The 17,804-nt window shown below is 50.1% G+C and carries 19 protein-coding genes; 8 read left to right on the forward strand and 11 right to left on the reverse strand.

Annotation, left to right across the window (positions count from 1 at the left end; translation table 11 throughout):
- Positions 1–22: 22 nt before the first annotated feature.
- The 4 genes from H8730_RS07555 to H8730_RS07565 all read right to left on the reverse strand — a co-directional run bounded on the left by H8730_RS07555 (position 23) and on the right by H8730_RS07565 (position 1,616).
- Positions 23–283, reverse strand: a complete 261-nt coding sequence (locus H8730_RS07555) for a DUF6110 family protein (protein ID WP_249289622.1) — start codon at positions 281–283, stop codon at positions 23–25.
- Positions 284–300: 17 nt separating this feature from the next.
- On the reverse strand, positions 301–381 hold the full coding sequence (locus tag H8730_RS18180) for a DUF6219 family protein (RefSeq protein WP_488153848.1): 81 nt from the start codon (positions 379–381) through the stop codon (positions 301–303).
- 85 nt (positions 382–466) lie between these two features.
- Positions 467–1,357: a helix-turn-helix domain-containing protein gene (locus H8730_RS07560; protein ID WP_249289623.1), complete on the reverse strand. Its 891-nt coding sequence runs from the start codon at positions 1,355–1,357 to the stop codon at positions 467–469.
- Positions 1,358–1,361: 4 nt separating this feature from the next.
- Positions 1,362–1,616, reverse strand: a complete 255-nt coding sequence (locus H8730_RS07565) for a copper resistance protein CopZ (protein WP_249289624.1) — start codon at positions 1,614–1,616, stop codon at positions 1,362–1,364.
- A 426-nt stretch (positions 1,617–2,042) separates the two neighbouring features.
- Here H8730_RS07565 and H8730_RS07570 point away from each other — a divergent pair, with 426 nt between their 5' ends.
- The gene (locus H8730_RS07570; protein ID WP_249289625.1) at positions 2,043–4,154 is read left to right on the forward strand and encodes an autotransporter outer membrane beta-barrel domain-containing protein; all 2,112 of its coding nucleotides are present in this window, start codon (positions 2,043–2,045) and stop codon (positions 4,152–4,154) included.
- A 149-nt stretch (positions 4,155–4,303) separates the two neighbouring features.
- On the opposite strand, the gene H8730_RS07575 is transcribed toward H8730_RS07570, so the two are convergent.
- The gene (locus H8730_RS07575) at positions 4,304–6,199 is read right to left on the reverse strand and encodes a heavy metal translocating P-type ATPase (RefSeq protein WP_177720036.1); all 1,896 of its coding nucleotides are present in this window, start codon (positions 6,197–6,199) and stop codon (positions 4,304–4,306) included.
- 195 nt (positions 6,200–6,394) lie between these two features.
- Between H8730_RS07575 and H8730_RS07580 the strand changes: the two genes are divergently transcribed.
- A complete protein-coding gene (locus H8730_RS07580; protein ID WP_177720035.1) occupies positions 6,395–6,958 on the forward strand; it encodes a TetR/AcrR family transcriptional regulator in 564 nt (187 codons plus the stop codon).
- Positions 6,959–7,004: 46 nt separating this feature from the next.
- Here the strand turns inward: H8730_RS07580 and H8730_RS07585 are convergent, their stop codons facing one another.
- The 6 genes from H8730_RS07585 to H8730_RS07610 all read right to left on the reverse strand — a co-directional run bounded on the left by H8730_RS07585 (position 7,005) and on the right by H8730_RS07610 (position 12,755).
- The gene (locus H8730_RS07585; protein WP_177720034.1) at positions 7,005–7,430 is read right to left on the reverse strand and encodes a hypothetical protein; all 426 of its coding nucleotides are present in this window, start codon (positions 7,428–7,430) and stop codon (positions 7,005–7,007) included.
- Positions 7,411–8,376, reverse strand: a complete 966-nt coding sequence (locus H8730_RS07590; RefSeq protein ID WP_177720033.1) for a phosphodiester glycosidase family protein — start codon at positions 8,374–8,376, stop codon at positions 7,411–7,413. Before H8730_RS07590 ends, H8730_RS07585 begins: the two co-directional genes overlap by 20 nt.
- A 4-nt stretch (positions 8,377–8,380) precedes the next feature.
- Entirely contained in the window at positions 8,381–9,409 is a 1,029-nt protein-coding gene (locus H8730_RS07595) for a bifunctional glycosyltransferase family 2/GtrA family protein (RefSeq protein ID WP_249289626.1), read from the reverse strand.
- A gap of 68 nt (positions 9,410–9,477) precedes the next feature.
- Positions 9,478–11,328: a carbohydrate-binding domain-containing protein gene (locus H8730_RS07600; RefSeq protein ID WP_249289627.1), complete on the reverse strand. Its 1,851-nt coding sequence runs from the start codon at positions 11,326–11,328 to the stop codon at positions 9,478–9,480.
- A 19-nt stretch (positions 11,329–11,347) separates the two neighbouring features.
- Positions 11,348–12,043, reverse strand: a complete 696-nt coding sequence (locus H8730_RS07605; RefSeq protein ID WP_177718316.1) for a DUF4956 domain-containing protein — start codon at positions 12,041–12,043, stop codon at positions 11,348–11,350.
- Positions 12,036–12,755 carry a polyphosphate polymerase domain-containing protein gene (locus H8730_RS07610; RefSeq protein ID WP_249289628.1) on the reverse strand — a complete coding sequence of 240 codons (720 nt, stop codon included), beginning with the start codon at positions 12,753–12,755 and terminating at the stop codon, positions 12,036–12,038. Before H8730_RS07610 ends, H8730_RS07605 begins: the two co-directional genes overlap by 8 nt.
- Positions 12,756–13,001: 246 nt before the next feature.
- Between H8730_RS07610 and H8730_RS07615 the strand changes: the two genes are divergently transcribed.
- From H8730_RS07615 to H8730_RS07640, 6 genes are all read left to right on the forward strand, one after another.
- Positions 13,002–13,673 carry a response regulator transcription factor gene (locus H8730_RS07615; RefSeq protein WP_177718320.1) on the forward strand — a complete coding sequence of 224 codons (672 nt, stop codon included), beginning with the start codon at positions 13,002–13,004 and terminating at the stop codon, positions 13,671–13,673.
- Positions 13,670–14,899, forward strand: coding sequence for a sensor histidine kinase (locus tag H8730_RS07620; protein ID WP_177718322.1), 1,230 nt, complete (start codon positions 13,670–13,672; stop codon positions 14,897–14,899). Before H8730_RS07615 ends, H8730_RS07620 begins: the two co-directional genes overlap by 4 nt.
- 48 nt (positions 14,900–14,947) lie before the next feature.
- Complete coding sequence (locus tag H8730_RS07625; RefSeq protein ID WP_249289629.1) at positions 14,948–15,544, forward strand: GTP pyrophosphokinase; 597 nt, start codon at positions 14,948–14,950, stop codon at positions 15,542–15,544.
- Between the two features lie 299 nt (positions 15,545–15,843).
- Positions 15,844–16,476: a helix-turn-helix transcriptional regulator gene (locus H8730_RS07630; protein WP_177718327.1), complete on the forward strand. Its 633-nt coding sequence runs from the start codon at positions 15,844–15,846 to the stop codon at positions 16,474–16,476.
- Positions 16,477–16,603: 127 nt separating this feature from the next.
- The gene (locus H8730_RS07635) at positions 16,604–17,146 is read left to right on the forward strand and encodes an HdeD family acid-resistance protein (RefSeq protein ID WP_177718329.1); all 543 of its coding nucleotides are present in this window, start codon (positions 16,604–16,606) and stop codon (positions 17,144–17,146) included.
- Positions 17,147–17,171: 25 nt separating this feature from the next.
- A complete protein-coding gene (locus H8730_RS07640; RefSeq protein ID WP_177718331.1) occupies positions 17,172–17,684 on the forward strand; it encodes a GNAT family N-acetyltransferase in 513 nt (170 codons plus the stop codon).
- Positions 17,685–17,804: the final 120 nt, after the last annotated feature.

Below are 17,804 nucleotides of genomic sequence, written 5' to 3' on the forward strand. Positions count from 1 at the left end.
TCGGCAGCCCCTCGCTCGTTTCTTATGCTTCCGCGCCTTCCGCTTCCGCGACGGCGTCTTCCTGATCGCGCTGCTCATTGATTTCCTTGGCAGCGGCCAGAACATCAGCTGCATTCTCCTGAACGCAGGTGACCGTTTCCATTACAGAATTCTTCATCCGCAGAACGGCGGCAGTCGTATGTGTATATACCTTTTTGGCGTCCTTGCTGGACAACAACTTGATACCAGCGGAACCGAACAGCACACCGCCTGCAAACAGGGCAAGTCCTTTATACAGATTCATATTGCATTACCTCACTATTAATGGTGACGGTACCCGGTGATCATGACCATGACCATGCAGATCACGGCGCCCCAGGCCCAGAATCGATGATGCTTCATATGGGTCCTCTCCTTTACCAGGCAATGGTAACCAAAATGTTCTACTATTATACTGCGTTTGTTTGACCATTTCGCTCCAATTTAGTCAAAAATAGTCGGAAATAGACATTTTTCTTCCTTCCTTTCTGAATTGAGAAGGAGACATTTGATAGCGGGCCTTAAACGCAACACCAAACTGGCTGACGCTCCCATAGCCCACGGCCACTGCAATTTGCAGAACGGTTTGGCCTGTGGAGCAGAGCAGGTGCGCTGCCTTTGCCATGCGGCGATCCAGAAAGTATTGGTGGATGGGCGTACCATACATCTGCCGGAAACAGGATTTCAAAAAGGTTTCGGAGATGTGGAATTGCTGCGACATCTGGCGGATGGTCAGCTGCTGATCCAGGTGTTCCAGCATGTAGTCATGAATTTTTTGTACGGTCTGCAGCTGGCGCCGGTCGTAATAGCTGCCCGCACTCGCCTGGAAAATACCAGCCCCCCCTGCGTGAAACAGATAGAGCAGCTCCAGGACTTTGAGCGCACAGAAATATCCGTGGCGCTCTTCAGGCAATTGATCCAGCGCGATGAAAAGTGCCTCGCACCAAAGGTTAATTTTAATTACTGCGCAGCCAAGACCTTTCTCTGGCAGGGATTGTCCAAGACTGGGCCAGAGAGCGCACAGCGATGTCAGTGCGGAATGTTCATCCTCCTGCACGAGAATTCCCTGAAACGGCTCCTGCACAAACCGGCAGCGGAAGGGCTCCATCCTCCCCGGGAGGAAAAGCGCTTGCCCGGCATTCACTTCCAGCCGCCGCCCGTTGGACATCTCAAGCTGAAACCCTCCCTGCCGGCAGAACAGCACTTCCAGGATGCTGCTTTCTTCTGAGATGGGGAGCTCGGTCGCCGGAGGAATGCCATTCAACATGTTTACCTCGGCGCCATCCGCAGGCAGAGCGGTACAATCCCAGCCGGTCCAGGATCGCATTGCATTCAACATCGCGCTACTTTCCAAAGGAGAACAGCCCCTTTCTCGCATAAGAGGCAGACTGTATGGGCAATACCCCATAGCCCGTGGCGGAAATGGCCTGCCGCATGACGTCCTCGGCCACGGGGGCCTCTGAAACCACCGTGGTTTCCTTTTTGCTGCGGGAGGAGGACACTTTTTTCACCGGCAGCGCCTTGCGCACTGCATCATTGACAGGACTCTCGCACATCCCACACATCATGCTATCTACCTGCACCGTATATATCCACATAGGTTGTTCCTCCTGTTTTCTGGAGGTTAGCTATTGCTAACTACCATATAATTATATCCACACCTCCCTGTTTTGTCAATGTGGTAGGCCAGCTTTTTGGCGTTTCAGACTGATATGCATATCTATACCGATCAGATTTTGATGAACGCCACAGTACGGCGGAGAGTGTTGTGACTTTTATATGTGCAGAAAAGGTTCCCAGTGGGACTGGGAGAAACAGCGGGAGAGCAGAGGTCAAAGGGATATTGCAACTGAAATCCTGCCTGGGTTGCTACAAGAAAAAAGATTGAAAATCGAAGGATTTTATGGTAGATTTATAAATATACAGGCACAAAATCAGAAGGCGTATTCTGCCCAGTCTACCGTGGGTGGGAGGCACCTTTTTGGTTATATAAACTGGCAATACAAAATAAAGGAGAATGTTGGATGAAAAAGAAAAAACGACGGGCGGTACTGCTGGCAGTGGTGATGTTGCTGGCGATGACTCCCATGACGGCGTTTGCCGTGCCGGAAGATGAGGTTATTGCTGTTGTCATAGGCAATAGCGACGGGACGGGAATCGGATTGGATGCAGACACGCCTTACTATGTAAATGGAGATCTCTCGGCTACCGATGTGGAACCGCAGAATTGGAACGCCTACTTCGATGCCGGGAGCAGTACGCTCTATCTCAATAATCTGAGCATCAGTGGCTATTACAAGTATCACGATTCCTATTACTGGACAACCGGACTGCTTGCCCGCCGCGACCTGACGATCTCCGTCAGCGGCACGAACACAATACGAAACACGGCCCCAGATACCACAGCATTTCCGGCGAACTACAACGGCCTCCTTGCGTGGAGCAACGACGAGGTCACATCCGGGCAGAACTACGATCTCGTCATAACCAGCAGCGACGGGGGCAGCCTCGAGGTATCTACGCCGAGCCAGACGGCGCAGGACAACAACGGCATCGTCTGCAAGGAGATGGCAATCTCCGGCAGCGCGCAGGTCAAGGCAACGGGTGGCGTGAGCACTGCATCCGACAGCTCGGGCATCACCGCCCGCTCGCTCGCCGTTTCCGGCAGCGCACAGGTTGAAGCAACCGCGTCCGACGCCGGTAGGGAAAGCATGGGGGTTGCGGCCGTTCATTCCACGACCTCTGCGGTGACAGTTTCCGGCAACGCCAGCTTGAAGGCCAGCTCAGGAACAAGCAACACCAATGTGAACTGCGGCATCTACACAGGCACGTTCAGTGCCTCCGGCAACGCACAGGTGGAGGCGCGCGGAAACTCCGGCTCCGGGTACAGCGCAGGTATCTACGCCCGTGGTGGAAGCGTGGTCATCGAGGACAGCGCTTCGGTCTACGCGGCTGGCGGGGAATCAAGGGCATCCTCGATCACTGCGTGGAACGGCAGCTACGGCGTCATGTGTTTGGGCTTAACCTCGCAAACCTTTTTCGATGCAACCCTCACCATAAAGGGAGGATCTCTGACCGCCATCGGGAACCAGTGGGCTGTCTACTGGAACCCGGTCGATCTGAGCGGCTATACCGCCCCGTACACGGTGACCTCCAGCGCCAATATAGACGGCAGCAACCCCGCCACCTACGCCCCCAACGATAATCAGACCTACAAGTATCTGAGCATCGCCCTCCATGAGCATCAGTGGGGCGAGTCTTGGACAGGCGCCTCCACCCACCACTGGCATGAATGCCTGGCGGCAGGCTGTCCAGTCACCGATAACAGCGCAAAGGATGGCTATGCAGAGCATGTGTATAATCAGAAAGTTGTAGACGATGGCTATAAAGCAAACGGCGCCACCTGTACGGAACCAGCGGAGTATTATTACTCCTGCGTGTGCGGCGCAAAGGGAGCGGAAACCTTTATCAGCGGAGAAGCAACCGGCCATGACTGGGGTGAGCCGGTATGGAACTGGGCGGAGGATTACTCCAGTGCCACAGTGACATTCACCTGTCAAAACGACCAAAGCCATACAGCGTCCCCGGAGGTTACTGTCACCAGCAGGACTACAGCCGCTAGCTGTACTGAAAGCGGAGAAACGACATATACTGCCAGCGCGACTTTTAATGGTATGAACTATACCGACACAAAGACGGCAGGTATCCATGCTACAGGACACACCCCAGGAACAAAGTGGATGTCAGACGGGACAAACCACTGGCACGAGTGTACTGCCTGCGGCGAGAAGCTGGACGAAGTTGCCCACTCCTTTGAATGGGTGACGGATAAAGCCGCCACCGCAACAGAGGCAGGCTCAAAGCATGAGGAATGTACGGTCTGTGGATACAAGAAAGCATCGGTAGAAATCCCCGCAACGGGAACATCGTCCGAGCCAGCTGAACCGTCTGAGCCAACTGAACCGACTGAACCGGCAGGAACGCCGTCGGCATCGGGAGATGAGACAGACAGCACAACCGCTCCGGCGACCGGCGATAACACGAATGTCATCCTCTGGCTTGCCATCCTGCTGACAGCGGGCGCTGCCCTCACCGGCACGGTGATGTACAGACGAAAGAGAGCCTATAACCGATAACAACATCAGCGCCCTGTGGATACCGAAATCCACAGGGCGCCCTCTGCCTTGCGGTAGGCCGCCATGAACGCCTGCATATCGGGATAGCCATCCTCTTTGGGCTTTTCGGGCGCACTTTTTCTCTTTTTGGGAGCCCCCAAACCCTGTAATTACTCGAACTTTCTATCGTATAGCAAGGCCGCAATCAAGACGACAAAACAGGAGCCAGCATTATGTACCAGTGCCCCGGTAGTAGGGGTTAGCACTTCCATAAGCGACAGGGCAATCGCCACAAAATTGATGCCCATCGATAGCAAAATGCTGACTTTAATTGTCTTAACAGTTGCGTTGGATAAGCGTTTTAAATAGGGTATTTTGGATATATCATCACTCATCAGAGCAACATCTGCGGCGTCTACGGCGATATCACTTCCTATGCTTCCCATCGCCACGCTCATATCAGCCGTTATCAAAGCCGGCGCATCGTTGACACCATCGCCGGTCATGCATACCGTATGGTTTTCTCTCTGCAATTTCTCAATGGTCTGTACCTTTTCTTCCGGAAGCAGATCCGCCCGGACTTCGGAGATACCGACCTGCTCCGCAAAATAGTTAGCCGTCTTTTTGTTATCGCCGGTAAGCAAAACTGTGCGGGTGTGCATATCGGTCAAACGGGAAACCATATCCTTCGCTTCCGGGCGCAGCACATCAGAAAGTGCGATAACACCAATGCATTTTTGGGTATCTGCCACAAGAATAGCGGCTTTTCCCTGTGTGCGCAGACGCTCCAATGCGGATTGAGCGCTGGTATCAATCGAGACTCCGTTTTCGGCAAGGAACTTTTCATTGCCGCAAAGCAATTTGCGGTTCTTAACCTCTGCCAATATTCCCTTGCCGGCCGTCATACTAAAAGCAACCGGCTCAACCAGCGGCACTTCTTTCATTTTAGCATAAGACACAATCGCCTTTCCCAGCGGGTGTTCGCTTTTGGATTCGGCAGAAGCCGCCAGCGAAAGCAATTCTGTTTCGCTGACCGCTTCATCGAAGGAAATACTATCGCTGACATCTAAGCGGCCATAGGTCAAAGTGCCGGTTTTATCGAAAGCAATTGTGTCCACTTTTCCCATTTTTTCAAGGGCCTCGCCGGATTTGATAATGACACCGTGTTTGGCCGCCTGACCGATTGCCGCCATGATCGCCGTTGGCGTTGCCAGCACGAGAGCGCAGGGGCAGAACACAACTAGCACTGTTACGGCGGTAACAATATTCCCGGTGAATACAAAGGACAAAATCGCAATAAGCAGGGCAACCGGCACCAGCCAACTGGCTACCCTATCGGCAATTCGCTGCATAGGGGCCTGTTTACTCTCTGCGTCCTGTACCATGTGGATCAGTTTTTGTAGAGAACTGTTTTCGCCTACTTTTGTTGCCAAAATATCAATCGAACCGAACCGATTGATTGTGCCACAAAAGACTTCCTCCCCCACACCCTTATCAATCGGCAGGGATTCACCTGTCATAATGGACTGGTCAACGGATGTTTCACCGCTTATGATCTTTCCGTCAACCGGGATTGTTTCACCGGGCAGAATACGCAGAATATCGCCTTGTTCTATTTCCTCTGCCGGTATCATTTCTTCTCTGCCATCATTCAGCCTGCGCCCTCTTGTAGGCGCAAGGCGAATCAGTTTTTTTAATCCCTTTTTTGCCCGGTTGGTTGTGGCTTCCTCCAAAAGTGCGCCGATAGCCATGATGAATACGACTTCCCCCGCCGCAAACAAATCCCCGATTGCAATGGAGGCAAACATGGCAATGCAAATCAAGAGAGCGGAAGAAATCTTGCTGATACCGGGGTTATGGAGAATCCGCCATATTGCCAGATATAGCAAAGGAATGCCGCTGATGGCGATAGTTACCCATGCAGGATCAAAAGGTAAAAAGGCCAGTTGTACCGGATTCCCACCGAACTCCTCAATCAAATGAGGAACTAAATCCAGCAGCAGGAATACACCAGCTACAATCGTCATGGGAAGTCCGGCAAGAAAATCGTGGAGTCTCTTTAACATTGTGGTTCCTCCAATCTGCACGGCACTCCAAACAGTCTGCCCTTGACAGATCACTGTACTTGCCGTACAATAAATTTGGTAACAAACATTTTGTTCTCTTTTATTGTAGGCAAGACGATGACAAAATACAAGGGATAATATTGTCCCTGCGTTTCGTATGGAACACTGTTGAAAAATTGTACGGAAGGAGCCACTATGGACAGACGGCAGCAGAAAACACGAGCGGCTATTTTTGCTTCATTTAGCGCCCTATTAGCAGAAAAGAGTTACAGCAAAATTACGGTGCAGGACATTATTGATACCGCCAATGTAGGTCGGACTACATTCTATGCGCACTTTGAGACAAAAGACGACTTGCTGAAAGCCCTATGCGAAGAACTTTTCGGGCATATTATCAGCAGCGCAATGGACTGTACCCATACTCACGGGCTGTATTCGGGCAGGAATGCACCGGAATCGGTATTCTGCCATTTATTACAGCATTTACAGGAAAATGACAATAACATTCTCGGACTGCTCTCCTGCGAAAGCAGCGAACTTTTTCTACGGTATTTCAAGGACAGTTTGAACGAATTGATACAAAATCAATTTGTAAACCGAAATCGGAAAGCCAATCAAGAGATTCCGCAGGACTTTTTAGTCAACCATGTTTCCGGCAGTTTTGTGGAAATGGTAATGTGGTGGATCAAGAGCCGAATGAAGCAGACACCAGAAGAATTGGACCGATATTTTCGGGCGGTTATTGAGCCAGTTTTGTAGACCGTTTCGATGCTTGAGGGCGCTGGGGGATGGGGGCTTCTTCTTATCAGCCGCTCTGCTTGGAGTGACCTACGGTTACAGGTTTTATGAAAGCGAGAGCCATCCCGGCAACTAGAAGAGAAATCCCCATATACCAATCGATCCTGGTCAGACGGTTGGTTGTTCCATAGATGTCCAGAATTCCCTGCACGATGCTGCCGACGGTGAGCGTCGCAATTCCGGAGTGATACAGGTTCCGGCCAATCGTTCCCGGGTACCAGCGGATGTGGAATAGAAGAATGCTTAGAATTAGAAAGGGAAGCGCGCCGCCGGCCAGCGGGAACACGAAGGCATAAATCATATAGAAGGAATAGACCTCATGGCTGAACATTTCGTAGACCGCGCCAAACAGAGCGCAGAACAGGGAGATAAGCAGATAGACGGAGGAGGTTTTGGCCGCCTGTTTTATAAAATCAATATCCGATATATACAATGTCGCTCACGCTCCTTTCCTTAATGCTTCGACCGCTTGAGGTTGGATTGTTGATGACTTCGCCGTTGAAAACCATAGTCGAGGATCCGCCACCGTCCAGGTTATAGCCGGTGGTAACGCCGAGGGACTGCATGAAGTCAGCCAGTTCATAGAGAGAAAGCCCTTCGCTTTCCTCTGTTCGCCCGTCGGAAACGACAAAGACATAGTGAAGGGGATCGATGACGCCGATGGCAGTCCTGGGGTTGCTGCTTTTTGCTTTTCCAACTTCCTCGCCCTCCGACACGGCAATGGTGCCATCAACGATGAGGGCCGGACCAAAGGAGAGTATCTGCTGGGCGCCGTCTGCTAACAATTCCTCAGCGGAGATTTCCCCTTCCGTGATAATGGAGAAGGAGCCGTCTGCGTTGATGACCAGATCCTCCTGATTTTTTGAAGCGGAGCTTCGGTACAATACGCCGTCGCGAAGGACATAGCCGGTTTCCTGAGCACCATAGTAATCGCCGTTGATGGCCAGAATCGCGCCGTTTCGCTCTGCAATAGAGGAGGTCTTTTCCGTCACGTTTTTGCCGTAGGAGTCCTCTGCAAATGCTGTTTTTAAATATTCCACAGACGAGAGCTGAATGTCTGCAACATAAACCGCAGAGTCATACACCCGGCACTCTGTAATGGCAATGGAAATGGTTTCGTCTTCATACGAGCGGTCGGTTATGGTCACTTCTTTTGAAGAACTTTCCGCATCATTGCCTGCGGAGTCTAGATTGGATTCCGTTAAGCCAGAGAGATTTGACAGATCTGCCTCTGTGTCCCCATGGGAGGCTTGGTCCTGTTCAGAGGGGATGACAGTATAGACCTGTTTGAGCACAAACGTGTCCAGGAGGATATAGCCAGTAAAGGCAGTCAGGAGAATACCATAGCAGATTCCCCAGAGGTATTTCTTGAAACCCATGGTGTTACTCTCCTTTCTTTTTGAATATGAGGAACCGCTGTACACTCCAGTTGATCAGGAAAAACAGAATTTCCGTAAGGAGTTTTGCGAGCATTTGATGGATCCCAATGGTATTGACAAGAAGCTCCAGGCAGAGGGTATTTCCAAGCAGGACGGCCATAGCCAGAAGCGCATACTGGGAAACGGATTTTACAAGGCGGCCTTGACTTTGAAAAACAAATTTGCGGTTGACCGTGTAATTGACCGCCGCGCTGACGATCCTCGCGCCCACATTTGAAAACAGAAGATTTCCCGTCAATAGAAGCAGCAGGCTGTAAAGCAGGTAGTCCACCAGAAACCCGAGAAAAGAGGAAGCGGAGAATTTCAGGATTTCTTTATAAATGCGAATGGAATCCCACAGGGCGTCAAAATGAGAAGCAGCGTTATTGTCGATATAAATGGTCTCAATTTCTGTTTCTATGATTGGAATTTTCCTGCGGGCAAATTCCAGAAGCACATTCATCTCATACTCATACCGGTTTCCGGGAACAATCAGCAGATCCGGCAGGAGCCGGGCGCTGAATGCCCTCAGCCCAGTCTGGGTATCGTATACCGTTGTATGAGTGGTTGCGCGGTAGACATACCGTGTGATGGTATTGCCAATCTTGCTTTTAGCAGGGACATTGTCCTGCAGGTTTCGGCTTCCCAGGATCAATGCATTGGGATGCTGCCTTGCCATCTGGCACAGCAGAAGTGCATCTTCAGCTCGATGCTGTCCGTCACCGTCCACTGTAACGATGACGCTTTCCGTACCATAGGCGGCATTGATATAGCTCATTCCCGTTTTCAATGCTGCACCTTTTCCCTTGTTTCCAGCATGGGAAAGCACCTTGGCAGTGGAGGAGGCCCGGTCGAAGATGCCAGAATAGCGAGGCCCGCTGCCGTCATCGATCAAAACGATCTCCATACCCGATGTCTTGAGCTGGTCCAGTACTTCCAAAAGGACTGACTGCGGCTCAAATGAAGGAACGAGCGCTATATTTTTACAGGTCAAAGAAATCCCTCCCTTCCGGTTAAAAATTGCGGGCAGGGGCAAGTTTCGATTGCCCCTGCCCTTGAGTGTCAACTGGCGGTGAAGGTGTTGGAGGAAGAACCTACCGTGACGGTATAGGTTTCCCCGCTGATGATCGCAGGACTGCTGAGAATGACAACTGAGAAATCAAGGGCCGGAACATATGTGATCACAGTGTTTCCCTCGCTGTCAGATAGCTGGATTTGGGTTCCGGCGGACTGTGTGCCGGCATTGATCGAGATAACACCCTGTTTGGAACTGCTGAAAGTTTGGGCCATGCCAGAAGCGCCGGTTCCAATAAAGGTGCCGCCGGAGATGGTGCCGCTCACATCATAGTCAAGAGTGGCGGTATCACCCTGCGTCGGACCGCAGACGGTAATATAGCCGCCGGTAATCTCTAACGTGCCGTTTGCGTCGATGCCGTCGCCGTATGCGGTAATGGCAATGGTACCGCCGGAGATGAGGATAGTCCCATTGGAGGAAGAGGAGGAGCCAGGGCCGCCGAACATACCGTCCCGTCCGCCGCTGCCGCTGGAATCCGTACCACCTGCGGCATTCAGGCCGTCGTCGCTGGCAACCAGCGCTATGTCGCCGCCGGAGATCACCACATGAAGACCTTCCAATCCTTCATAGCTTTCCGTGATGTTGATGGTTCCGGCTGTGACAGTTAAGGTATCATCGGCATGGAAGGCGTCGTCACCGGAGGCAATTTCAAAGGTGCCGCCATTCACAGCCAAAGAGGCATTGGAATGGAGGGAATCATCTGCAGAGTCGATGGCAAATGTGCCGCCGTTGATTGTCAGACTGTCAGAAGCTTTGATCCCCTTCATGCTGGTGCTATCCGTAGAATCTGTTTCGGCCGCGGATGTACCAGAAGAATTACCCGTGAAACCGTTCATCTGGCCGCCTCCATGGCGGCCGCCACCCTTGAAATTCCCCCAAGAGTCTGAGCTTGCGGATGCGGCGTTAACGCTTCCGCCTCCAGCCGTGATATCGAAGCTGCCATCCTCAATCTGCAGCCAGGAGGAGGCGCTAATGCCGTCGCCCTCGGCGTCGATGGAAAACGTGCCGCTTTGGATATAGACATAGCCCAGGGAAGCGTCGTCCTCGTTGTCCGCGTGAATCCCATCCTTGCCGGAAACCATGGTAAAATCGGCGTTTGCAATGCAGACTTCATCCTTGCCGGAAAGGGCGTGGGACGCGCAGTTGATGTCATAGCTGCCGCTGGTAATTCTCAGTGAATCTTTGGATACGATGCCGTGTCCCGCCGGGGAAGTGATACGCAGAGTGCCGGAGCCGTTCAGCGTCAGATCTTCCTTGGAAAAAATAACGGCGTCGATGGCATTTTCGTCAATCGCAGTGAAAGTACCGCCGTTGGAGAGGGTATTGGTGGAGCCGGAAGCCATTGTGATAAATACCTTATCCGCCTGTAAAATGTAGATTGGCGCACAGGTTTCGCTGTGAATGGTTACAGTATCCAGAACTAGCTGGACCTTGTCTGATTTATCGGTATCGATTATGATCATGCCGTCGTCCAGCGTTCCCGAAACAATATAGGTCCCTTCATCGGTAATGGTGATTGTGCTGCCGGAAATTTCCACAGCATCGGAGCTGCAGGATGCCGTGTCGCCGTTTAACTTGATCAGAGCACTCTCACTTTCCTCATAACCGACCTCGAAATCCCGGTTGGAAAAGATGTCGCGGGTATCGGTTCCAACCGAAGTTTCGGAGGTTGCAGAGCTGTCAGCGTCAGAATCAATAATTGAAGCAGCAGAGTTGGAATCATTGCGGACAGAAGAACTTTCTGTGCCGTAGACGGACTCGATATTTTGTTCGCCGCACCCGGCTGTTATCACGGCGAGCATGAGAAAAATCACAAGGATCGATAAGTTTTTCATCATGACGGGGGCCTCCTTTCTTTTATAGCTCCGCTGCAGAGGTTTCCTGTTTGGATACGGAGACTTCCAGATTCCCGTTCCTGCAGCGGAGTTTGTCAATCATTTCTTTTTCCTTTGTGGCGTCCTGAAGGGTTAGATTATAGGTCAGATGAAACATGCTTCCCATGTTGGTGGTTTTGACCCGAACGAGCTCACAGGAAGTGGTATACCGGCTGAGAATCCCGTCAAACACGCCGGTATAATCCAAGTCTTCTGGGATTGTGATGTTCAGCGTCTTATAGAGGGCCGCACTTTTTGTCGTGCCAAAGCTCAAACGGTTATAGAGAATGACGAGGGCGATCATAATGACCGTAAACAGCAGAGCGAAGCCGAGATATCCCATGCCGGCAATCAGGCCGGCGCCCATGCCCAGAAACAGCATCGTGATCTCTTTGCCTGTACCGGGAACAGAGCGGAACCGAACCAGACTGAATGCGCCGGCCACAGCGACGCCTGCCCCCACGTTGCCGTTGACCATCATAATGACCACACAGACAACCGTGGGCAGCAAAGCCAGAGTGACGAGAAAGCTCTTGGTACAGCGGGAGCGGTACATGTATCCGAATGCCAGAATCAGGCCGATCAGCAGGGAGCAGCCGATACAGAGCAGGAAGTCGGAAACACTGATGACACTTGTCATATCCGTATCGAACAGACCGTGAAAGAATGAATTAAGCATAGCAGGCAACCTCCTTTAATTGGGGAAAAATTATGTTCTGGTAAGCCGTTCCATATTTCGAGAACGAGGTTTTGTAAATCTGATTCTCTGTCAGCACATGGGTCATCCAGAGGGGGATGCCGCCGGAGCATTTGATTTCCATCAAGGCCATGTCCTCTGGGAGAAGAGGGGTTCCATAGACCTCAGATCTCAGGGAAAGATCCTCCTGCCGACACAGAATGTGATCATCAAAGGTAATGCGGAAATCGGAGCCGTCCCGGGAATAGAAGGCTTCCCTTTCATAGGAAAGAAAGACCGCCGGGTACAACCTCCTGTAATAGTCGAGGAAATAATCGATTTCTTCGGAGATCTGAGAAGAAACCGGACAGTCACGCTCTCCGCACACCCACCCCATGGCGTCCTCTTCCGAAAGGGAGATGCGGCGTTTGTAGACTACCTGGCGATATTTCTTCTTTAACTCCACGAACACAGTGCTGTCCGGAGCGGCCCTGTCATAGCTGCGGATCCGCAGTTTCTCTTTGTAAGCCGGCCTCTCAATGGAGTGACGGACAAGCCGGTAACTGCTTGTGTCAAAATAGATGTTGCGGATGGTGGTGCGGCCAAAGGCATCTAAGGCCATGTACGGCGCCATCGCATCGGTAATCTGTTTCTTCTGCTCGATTGTGAGCAGGTATTTCAGTTCATATCGCGTAAATACGGCTTGATATTTCATAGGAAGCCCTCCTTTTGCGGAAAAGTATAAAGGGGTTAACCTAAGTGGACTTAAAAAAATCATAAAAATTTAATTTTTTTCCGCCGCCGCTTTTTTTGCTGAAGTAAGTTTGCATTCTCCTTTCGCTTCAAGTATAATGATCTTAACTCCGCGAGGAGAGCGTTTCCAGGATGGCTTTCCTATTTTTAATCCCATTTTAGGTATGTGTAGTATCGTAAAAAAAAACAAATAGAAAGCAGGTGTGAGATGAAACTGTTATTGGCCGAGGACGAACAGTCCTTGTCGCGGGCTGTCGTGAAAATATTGGAAAAGAACAAGTATACCGTTGAGGCGGTTTACGACGGAGAGGATGCGCTGGCCTATCTGGAAATGGGTGACTATGATGCGGCAATTTTGGATATTATGATGCCGAAAATGGACGGGATCTCTGTCTTAAAAAAGCTGCGCGCAATGGGAAACCCGATTCCGATTCTCATGTTGACGGCAAAATCCGAGATTGACGACAAGGTTTTGGGATTGGACAGCGGCGCCAATGATTATCTGACAAAGCCCTTTGACACCAAAGAGCTGCTTGCCAGAATCCGGGCCATGACTCGCACACAGACGGCGCCGGACAATAAGATGAGCTTTGGGAATATTGCGTTAGATCGGGCGACCTTTGAGCTGGCCTCCCCAACAGGCAGCTTCCGGCTGGCCAATAAGGAATTTCAGATGATGGAGATCCTCATGTCTCATCCCCAGCATGTGATTTCCACGGAACGGCTAATGGAACGGATCTGGGGCTATGAGGCGGATGTGGAGATCAATGTAGTTTGGGTCTATATTTCCTATCTGCGAAAAAAATTGGCGGCACTGCACGCCGACATCCAGATTAAAGCTATGCGCAATTCCGGATATTCCCTGGAGAAACTACAATGATTCGAAAACTGCGAATTAAGTTTATCGCATTATCCATGGCGGCACTGTTTGTGCTACTGGCGATCATCCTGACGAGCATGAATGTGATAAACTACAGAACGGTTGTGGCAGAAGCGGACACCACGCTACTTCTGCTTGCGAAAAACGGGGGCGTATTCCCAGACTTTGATGGAAGCAAAAAAAACGATCTGCCGCGCGATATGTCGCCGGAGACACCTTATGAGACTCGCTACTTTTTCGTTCTGCTGGACGGAAATGGCAATGTCATTCAGGCGAATACCAGCAGGATCAAGTCAATTGATACAAAACAGGCGATTGAGTATGCCACACAGGTACTGTCGGATGGAAAGCAGGATGGATTTATCGATGACTACCGCTATGTGACGTATGCAGAAGAAAATCGAATCCGGATCACGTTTTTAAACTGTGAGCAGAAGCTGAAATTCTTTTATTCCTTCTTGATGACCAGCTTATGGATCGCACTGACCGGGTATCTGCTCTTCTTCGCTGTAGTCGTATTCTTTTCCAAAAAAATCATGCGGCCGGTGGCGGAAAGCTATGAGAAACAGAAGCAGTTTATCACCGATGCGGGGCATGAAATCAAAACGCCGCTTACCATCATTAAGGCGGATACGGATGTCCTGGAAATGGATTTCGGTGAAAACGAATGGCTGTCCGATATCAGGAAACAGACTGTCAGGCTGACATCCCTGACCAACGATTTGGTGTACCTATCCCGCATGGAGGAAGCTGGAGATTCCATGGCGATGATTGAATTCCCCTTCTCCGATGTGGTTGGCGAGGCGGCGGCTTCTTTTCAGGCGCTGGCCCAGACGCAGGGGAAGGAATTTCAGTGTGACATACAGCCAATGCTTTCCCTGAACGGAAATGAAAAGGCCATACAGCAGTTGGTCGGAATCCTGTTAGACAATGCCTTGAAGTACTCGCCGAAAAACGGAATGGTTTCATTAAAAGTGTGGAAGCAAAACAGAGCGGTATACCTGTCTGTATTGAATACAACGGAAAGCCCCGTGCAGAAAGACAAACTGGATCTGTTGTTTGAGCGGTTTTACCGCACGGATACTTCCCGAAATTCCCAGACAGGCGGTTATGGGATTGGCTTGTCAGTGGCAAAGGCGATTGTTTCCGCTCATAGCGGCAGGATACAGGCAACGACAACAGAGGATGGCATGTCCTTGCGGATGACCGTTTGCTTTTCTGCATAAGGAAACAATTCGCAATTCCATAATGAAAATGCGGCTGGAGGGAAGCTTTTGACCTATGAAGAATTTTACGGGTCTTCTTATGAAGTTATGAAGAAGGCCGAGGGGCAATTACTTGAACTGATACGACAGTATCCGGGAACCGAACCCGAAGATGTAAATTCCATTATCTATTGCTGCTCCCGGATCAAATCCCCAGAAAGCATGACAGAGAAGCTGGAAAAACGGCAGTTGCCTGTTACATGTGAAGCGGCACTTCATGAGGTATACGATGCTGTGGGCATACGTGTTGTATGTGCCTTTGCGGAAGATGTCTATCAGGTCGTGTCTTGGCTGGCGGATCGGCCTTATATAAGGGTGATTCAGAGCAAAGACTATATTGCGTATCCAAAGCCCAACGGCTACCGGAGTTATCATATGCTGATTGAGCTGCAGGAAGGGGAAGAAAAAGGATATTTCGCAGAGATACAGGTACGAACCATCGCCACTGATTTCTGGGCGACTCTGGAGCATCAAATCAAATACAAGAAGAGCATTCCCAATGAAGCCTTGATTCGGGCTGAACTGAAGCGCTGTGCCGACGAGATTGCCTCCGTTGACTTATCCATGCAGACAATTCGGGAGATCATACGAGGACTGGGCGAATGACGGAGCTTTACGCCCCTGCAATAAGGTAAAGACCAGATACTGTAAATAGCATAGGGCAGAGATTTCATTGTATCGGTGAAATCTCTGCCCTATTTTATATTTGTCGATTCCGTCCAACAGTTTGAAAAAATCATAGAAAAACACATGCCAACATGATACAATGATGCTGGCGGGAGGCTATCGCCTTTAAAAAAAGCCATGGAAAAGAATTTTGACAGCCGATTTTTGTGAATGGAAAAGCCGTTTGATAGACATTGTCTCTGCTTTAGCACATAATAAAGGAATAGGAGGAACCCATCATGGAAATAGGACAAAAACTTAAGAGCGCACGTGTGGAGGCAGGTTTAACGCAGGAGACCGTAGCTGAAAAAATCGGGGTAAGCCGGCAAACCATATCGAATTGGGAAAACAATCGTTATTATCCCGACATAATCAGTGTCATATCGTTGAGTGACCTGTATTCCATCAGCCTTGATGAATTGCTGAAGGAGGACAAAAAAATGATTCAATATTTAGAGGAAAGTACAGATGTAGTAAAGAGCAGACAGAAAGTTTCAAAACTGATATTGAGTATCTCCTATCTGTTGGTATGGGCGCTGTCAATTTTAGTCTTCTGGATTGGCGGGGCATCAGATGCCATGGGCTATTCAATCGTCACCTTTTATTTGGTCTTGCCGATCACCACATTCATTATTTCCATTTTTATTGGAAAAGACGATGGATGGGCGAATCACAGATGGAGTATGCTTCTCTTCTTTGGCTTCATGTACATGGTAGCCTCATACGCAACATTTTCGCTATCCAATATGCTTTCCTTTGAAAAGGTCAACGCCCCTGAACTTGAGGGAATGCTGCCGGGAATCCTAAGTGCGGGATTGGGAATGTTTGTTGGCTCAGTGATACGGTTGTTTGTAGAAAAGAGGAAAAAATAATTCTGCTTAAGTCTGGGTTCCGATATGAAGCTCGAACATGAAGGTTGCAATATTCTTCCATGTGTAGTACAATGTCGCTAGGCGTTTTATTTTGGACAAGAGGCAACTTTACTCAAGGAGGACTCACATGAAGAAAACAGGAAGCATTATCATCTGTATCTGCGAGCTGTTGGTCGGGATCCTGCTGCTTATCAATCCAGTTGGTTTCACGACAACCATCATCATCGCGGTTGGTATCGTTTTAATCTTGACAGGCATCGGGAGTCTCATCTCGTACTTTCGCACAGAGCCGGTCTATGCGGCGAGATCGCAAAATCTCGCAAAGGGCTTGATTTCCATTGTGGCCGGTCTCTTCTGTGCATTCCGATCCCGTTGGTTTATTGCGGTCTTTCCTCTGCTGACAATGCTGTATGGTGTGGCCATTTTGCTGACCGGCATTGCAAAGATCCAATGGGCTGTGGATATGCTGCGTTTGAAAATGTCAAAATGGTTTTTGGCGGCCATCGGCGCCGCGCTGTCGATTCTGTTTGCCGCTGTCATTTTGATGAATCCATTTAACTCCACTACATTTCTGTGGACTTTTGTTGCCGTATCTCTCATCGTGGAGGCCGCGCTGGATGCAATCGCATTGCTTTTGAGCCGGAGCAGAGCACATTCCGACCTGTATTAAAGTTCGCGAATGATGGGGGACGGCAATGCAATATGAAATCAGAAAATGGAGGCAGAGCGATGCAAAGGCTCTCGCCGCTGCTTTGTCCAATATGAATATTTTGAATAATCTGCGGGATGGACTTCCCTATCCCTACACCGAGACCGCTGCATTGGAATATATCAATGCGATGCTGTCAGCGGACGAACATGCTACCTTTGCCTTTGCTGTCACAGCCGACGATGAGGCAATCGGTAGCATTGGCGCGTTCCGTCAGGGAAATATCCATAATCGTACCGCCGAGCTCGGCTATTATCTTGCGGAAAGCTATTGGGGACAAGGGATCATGACCCATGCCGTAAAAGAACTTTGCCGCTATATCTTTGAGAATACAGATATCCTACGAATTTTTGCCGAACCCTTCGCCTATAACATCGGTTCATGTCGAGTGCTAGAGAAAGCGGGATTTCAGTGTGAAGGGACGCTGAAAAGCAATGCCTTCAAAAACGGCAAGGTGTTGGACATGAAGATGTATGCACTGACACGCAAGGTTTTTTAATGCAACAGTACGGGACAGCGGGGAGCGACCTCCGCTGTCCCTTTTTCGGGAACGGTTTTGCTGAGAAAGGATTGAAAATCACTACAATCTGTGATATAGTACTTCACAGAAGGAGGAGGG

The organism is Bianquea renquensis (assembly GCF_014384895.1).
GTDB classification, from domain to species: Bacteria; Bacillota; Clostridia; order Lachnospirales; family Bianqueaceae; genus Bianquea; species Bianquea renquensis.

Excerpts from the sequence above, each read along its gene's own strand:
- H8730_RS07555 (WP_249289622.1), bottom strand. The coding sequence starts at position 283 with ATGAATCTGTATAAAGGACTTGCCCTGTTTGCAGGCGGTGTGCTGTTC.
- H8730_RS18180 (WP_488153848.1), bottom strand. The coding sequence starts at position 381 with ATGAAGCATCATCGATTCTGGGCCTGGGGCGCCGTGATCTGCATGGTC.
- H8730_RS07560 (WP_249289623.1), bottom strand. The coding sequence starts at position 1,357 with ATGTTGAATGCAATGCGATCCTGGACCGGCTGGGATTGTACCGCTCTG.
- H8730_RS07565 (WP_249289624.1), bottom strand. The coding sequence starts at position 1,616 with ATGTGGATATATACGGTGCAGGTAGATAGCATGATGTGTGGGATGTGC.
- H8730_RS07570 (WP_249289625.1), top strand. The coding sequence starts at position 2,043 with ATGAAAAAGAAAAAACGACGGGCGGTACTGCTGGCAGTGGTGATGTTG.
- H8730_RS07575 (WP_177720036.1), bottom strand. The coding sequence starts at position 6,199 with ATGTTAAAGAGACTCCACGATTTTCTTGCCGGACTTCCCATGACGATT.
- H8730_RS07580 (WP_177720035.1), top strand. The coding sequence starts at position 6,395 with ATGGACAGACGGCAGCAGAAAACACGAGCGGCTATTTTTGCTTCATTT.
- H8730_RS07590 (WP_177720033.1), bottom strand. The coding sequence starts at position 8,376 with ATGGGTTTCAAGAAATACCTCTGGGGAATCTGCTATGGTATTCTCCTG.
- H8730_RS07600 (WP_249289627.1), bottom strand. The coding sequence starts at position 11,328 with ATGATGAAAAACTTATCGATCCTTGTGATTTTTCTCATGCTCGCCGTG.
- H8730_RS07605 (WP_177718316.1), bottom strand. The coding sequence starts at position 12,043 with ATGCTTAATTCATTCTTTCACGGTCTGTTCGATACGGATATGACAAGT.
- H8730_RS07610 (WP_249289628.1), bottom strand. The coding sequence starts at position 12,755 with ATGAAATATCAAGCCGTATTTACGCGATATGAACTGAAATACCTGCTC.
- H8730_RS07615 (WP_177718320.1), top strand. The coding sequence starts at position 13,002 with ATGAAACTGTTATTGGCCGAGGACGAACAGTCCTTGTCGCGGGCTGTC.
- H8730_RS07620 (WP_177718322.1), top strand. The coding sequence starts at position 13,670 with ATGATTCGAAAACTGCGAATTAAGTTTATCGCATTATCCATGGCGGCA.
- H8730_RS07630 (WP_177718327.1), top strand. The coding sequence starts at position 15,844 with ATGGAAATAGGACAAAAACTTAAGAGCGCACGTGTGGAGGCAGGTTTA.
- H8730_RS07635 (WP_177718329.1), top strand. The coding sequence starts at position 16,604 with ATGAAGAAAACAGGAAGCATTATCATCTGTATCTGCGAGCTGTTGGTC.
- H8730_RS07640 (WP_177718331.1), top strand. The coding sequence starts at position 17,172 with ATGCAATATGAAATCAGAAAATGGAGGCAGAGCGATGCAAAGGCTCTC.